This is a genomic window from Bacillus sp. 05T31, from assembly GCF_056396725.1.
The window spans coordinates 1-4,447 of the sequence record NZ_JBFTMA010000329.1; the positions used below are offsets into that span (position 1 = coordinate 1).

5 protein-coding genes and 1 pseudogene are annotated in these 4,447 nt (G+C 33.9%); 2 read left to right on the forward strand and 4 right to left on the reverse strand.

Annotated elements, in window-relative coordinates; all coding sequences use genetic code 11:
* A partial coding sequence (locus AC1DJR_RS18350) for a bifunctional 2',3'-cyclic-nucleotide 2'-phosphodiesterase/3'-nucleotidase (RefSeq protein ID WP_477003195.1) occupies positions 1-1,789 on the reverse strand: 1,789 nt, incomplete at its 3' end.
* 261 nt (positions 1,790-2,050) lie between these two features.
* Between AC1DJR_RS18350 and AC1DJR_RS18355 the strand changes: the two genes are divergently transcribed.
* A complete protein-coding gene (locus AC1DJR_RS18355) occupies positions 2,051-2,830 on the forward strand; it encodes a GDSL-type esterase/lipase family protein (RefSeq protein WP_477003196.1) in 780 nt (259 codons plus the stop codon).
* Positions 2,831-2,902: 72 nt separating this feature from the next.
* A complete protein-coding gene (locus AC1DJR_RS18360; protein WP_477003197.1) occupies positions 2,903-3,349 on the forward strand; it encodes a MarR family winged helix-turn-helix transcriptional regulator in 447 nt (148 codons plus the stop codon).
* Between the two features lie 24 nt (positions 3,350-3,373).
* Here the strand turns inward: AC1DJR_RS18360 and AC1DJR_RS18365 are convergent, their stop codons facing one another.
* The 3 genes and pseudogenes from AC1DJR_RS18365 to AC1DJR_RS18375 all read right to left on the reverse strand — a co-directional run.
* Positions 3,374-3,580, reverse strand: a complete 207-nt coding sequence (locus AC1DJR_RS18365; protein WP_002167706.1) for a hypothetical protein — start codon at positions 3,578-3,580, stop codon at positions 3,374-3,376.
* A gap of 58 nt (positions 3,581-3,638) precedes the next feature.
* Positions 3,639-4,190, reverse strand: a complete 552-nt coding sequence (locus AC1DJR_RS18370; RefSeq protein ID WP_002167705.1) for a DUF2062 domain-containing protein — start codon at positions 4,188-4,190, stop codon at positions 3,639-3,641.
* Between the two features lie 148 nt (positions 4,191-4,338).
* Positions 4,339-4,447, reverse strand: a pseudogene (locus AC1DJR_RS18375) (ornithine carbamoyltransferase); the annotation flags it as partial.

A 4,447-nucleotide genomic window follows, 5' to 3' on the forward strand; every position in this document is an offset into this window, starting at 1 on the left:
TAACTGGTGTTTCTTGCATATACTTCACAATGATTTGACGTGTTTCATCTTGCGATTGGTATACAACCTCCCCTTCACTTACACCAGGGAATGTTTGGCTACTTCCACGATAGTTATTTGTAGCAACGATGAACTCTTGAGTGTCGGCTACAGGCTTACCTTCATACGTCATATTTACAATACGATTCGTATTTGCATTTACAACTTTTCCATCTTTATCGTATTTCGCTGGTTGCGTTACGTCAATTTCGTATTTTAAGCCATCTAAAACATCAAAATTATATGTAGGATAACCGATATTTACTAGTGGCTGTTCTTCTGTTTTCTTTGAATCAATTTGATTAAATTGACCAGCAGACATTTCAAGCCATTCTTTCACTTGGGCTCCATTTACTTTCACAGCATATAACGTATTTGGATATACATATAAATCCGCTACGTTTTTAATTGCTAACGTCCCAGCTGGAATATCAGTATAATATGTAGCACCGTTTCGGCCACCTGCTTTGAATGGTGCTCCTGCAGATAAAACTGGAAGCTTTTTATAGGCATTATATTTTTCATTTTCAGCAAATAACTTTTCTACGTACCATTTTTGTGCATTTGTCACAAGTTGTACAGAAGGATCATCTTGTACTAGTGAAAAATAACTATTGATAGGTGCTGTCGTTTTACCTACAGCTGTATTTACATAATCGATTGTCGCTTTATGATCATCTTTAATTTCATTAACTAGTTTTTGATCGGATTGTACTAATGGATTCCCTTTACTATCAGCAATCGGACGAAGTTGCGGCTTCGATTGCTCTTTTTGTATTTCCCATTCTCCGTTTACCTTTTTCAATTGCATATCAATAATACCTAGGTTACTTCCAAAGACACCAGGCATTACAACTGGAACACCATTAAATACATCCTTCATTTCAGTATGTGAATGTCCCATTAATACTGCATCTACACCAGGAACTTCTGTTAAATAATACGACGCGTTTTCCATGCCAACGTTGTATCCACTCTTATCAACACCGGAATGCGCTAGTGCAACGATAACATCTGCACCTTCTGCTTTCATTTTTGGCACCATTTTCTTCGCTGTTTCAACTATATCTTTTGCTTTCACTTTTCCTTCTAAATTCGCTTTATCCCAGTTCATAACTTGAGGTGGAACAAATCCCATTACGCCAATTTTCACTTTTTGTTTTTGACCTGATTCATCTTCTACTTCTTTTTCAAAAACATGATATGGTTTAAAGTAGTTTTGGTCGTTCTCTTCATTATTATCTTTATCATCCTTATAGACGTTCGAGTTAATAACCGGGAACTCTGTTTTACTAATTACTTTGTTTAAATAGTCTAAACCGTAGTTAAATTCATGATTCCCAAGAGAGATGACGTCATACTTCATTAAATTCATTACACGATATAATGGATGTGTATAACTAGGATCCACAGGCTTCTTCGGATCATTTATTTTATTCGCTACATAATCTCCAAGCGGTGTCCCTTGTAATGCATCCCCATCATCAAATAAGACAGAGTTCTTCGCTTCTTCACGTGCTTTATTAACAAGTGTTGCAGTTTGCACGAGACCTACTTTATTATCTGTTTTCGTTTGATAATAATCGTAATTCATTAAGTTAACGTGAATATCTGATGTTTCTAAAATTCGTAAGTTAACTGTACTCTCCCCAGCTTTTTCCTCTGCATGAGCTGTTGTCGGCAACACTTGCGGTGCTATAACGCCAATAGCAAGTGTTGCTCCAGCTAGCATTTTTTTTGACTTTTTCACAAAAAATCCCCCTTATACAATTACCCCAAAATAATGAAGTGAATCTCTATCAGTCTCTAACCACATACCTTTTTTCTTCTATTAGAGCGATAATCTTCACCTTATCTGACATTATCATATCTAAAGTGCTTTCATATCGTCAATATTTTTTGACACACTTCTACAAATTTTCTGTAAAGTTTTCATAAATATATAATATGCCCTTACATTGCTTATACTGCTGAATATGATACAATTACCAATTACAAGGAGGATGAATTTATGAAAAAAGTCATCTTAACAATTGTTTGTCTCCTCCTTCTAATCATTTCTTATTCTAATTTTGAAAAGAACGATGAGACAAAACAAAAAGAAAATGAAAGAAAAACAGAAAAAACATCTGCTCCCAGCTGGATTGATAAGCAAACGAATGATTCCTTTTATCACCTCGTATTAGGTGATTCACTTGCAAAAGGATATGGATCTACACAAGGGGGATTTGCCGAATTAGCTTCTAAACAATTAGAAGGACAAATTCATAAACCAATTACGGTAGAAAACCTCGGTGTAAATGGTCTCACTACAGATCGTCTCGTTAAAAAAGTCCAGTCAGAAGAAGTTCAACAAAAAATTAGGGAAGCAAATATAATTACTATTAATATTGGAGGAAATAATTTATTCCGCTTAAATCGTGATGTAGGTGTTATAGATGGTATTAAAATGYTAAATAAAGAAAAAGCYCGTTTTGAAACGGATGTAAAAAMTATTGTAAAGACCGTTCGAGATCAAAATCCGAATGCTTTACTCATTCTMTCTGAACTCTATAACCCTTTACAACTTGATGACTCCATCGCAAGTTATGCAGATATGTTTTTAGATGGTTGGAATGATTCTATTTATTCTATTTCAAAAGCACATCAACCATCGATYGTTTTACCAATTCGCAAATTAATATCTAAGGATAAAAAAGATTTACTATTTGACCAAGTACACCCAAATGATAACGGTTATACGATTATTGCCAATACATTTACAAAGCAAGTGTTATCCTACAAATATTAAGGCTACCATGAAACAATTCTATTTTTATACCTTGTCTTTTTTGTTACAATGATAGTGGAAGGGGGCCGTTATATGGAATCACGCGAGTGGGAACGTATTGTTGATCATCTTCTTTCGCTAGTGCCTCTTTTTTATCGCAAATTTATGCTTCCTGGAGAGTTTTCTTCTCAAAGACATATGCCGCCATCACATACGCAAGTGTTACTGCTTTTGCATGAAAATGGTACATTAGCAGTTTCAGAAATTGGCAAACGGCTAGCGATTTCACGGCCTAACATGACCCCTCTATTAAACAAACTTATTCAAGAAGAGCTAATAGAGCGTCATTATAGCGAAAAAGATCGAAGGGTCATTTTAATTTCCCTAACAACTGAAGGGAAARTGTTAGTAAGTCAGTATCAGCAATTCATTTTAGGCAAACTAAAAGAAAATTTTCAAACATTATCTGAGGAAGAGCGTGAAAAGCTCATTTATTCTCTTAAAACCATTCAAAATTTAATTTTGAAAACAAACGCATAAAGCTGCTTCTAAATAGAAGCAGCTTTATGATTCGTAATAATTACCATAGTATACATTTGAATACGGCCATGTCGTTAAATATGGTTTTTGTTCTTGCGTAGGCTGTTGTTGTGGTATTTGTGGTATTTGCTGTAATTGTTGTTGTCGATATAACTCGTATTGTCTACTCATATCATAAACCGGATAATAATTTACATATGGGTATACTTGCGGTACGTAATAATAATACATTCATTCTCTCCCCCTTTTTCTTAAACATATTCAAAGGAGAAAATGAATGTGACATTCTTTATATTTGAACAAGTGGTTCTCTCACTTGTTTCTTTCTTTTCTTCAAACGTAACTTACGATTCTTTTCATATAAATAATGCACAACGAAATATGAAATTACCCCACACACAATTCCTATTATCGTCATACCAATTAATACATATACTTCACTCTGTAATAAGCTCTTTAACATCGTAAAAATATGGCTCGAAAACAAATCTGATATCGTAAATGGTTCATGATGTATTTTCTGTACATGAAATGGGTAAATCATTTTTCCTAGCGCATAAGCAAACGGAAATAAAAATACTGGGAGAAACGATATTTTCCCAATAATATTACCAATGACTGCGGCTGGAAAAGATCCCTTTGCTAACCTTACAATTGGATAAAATATTAAATATACGAGCGATGCCGTATAAATCACCAACATTTCTAAACCAAATCCAATAGCAAAACCTAGCGACACTTTCTTTGCTCCTTCTGGCGATCGAAGCAACTTAAAATATTGAAACTTTAATATTCTCCACATCCGCTGAAAAAACGAATATGTTTTCTTAGTTGTTTTCAAATTCATCATCTCTTTAACTATATTTTTTTATCTAGTATGTCCTTACATGATATGAAAAACAAATTTAGTTTTCTCTTTTTATTATAAATGATATAGAGATAATTAACTAAATATACATCCGACATTTCCATATAAAAAAACCTCCCTTTTAGGTAGGCTCTTCTATATTTTTAAATAAACTCACTAATAAAGCTTTTTGCGCGTACAACCTGTTACCAGCTTGTTCAAAAACGATAGACTGTGGCCCTTCTATAATC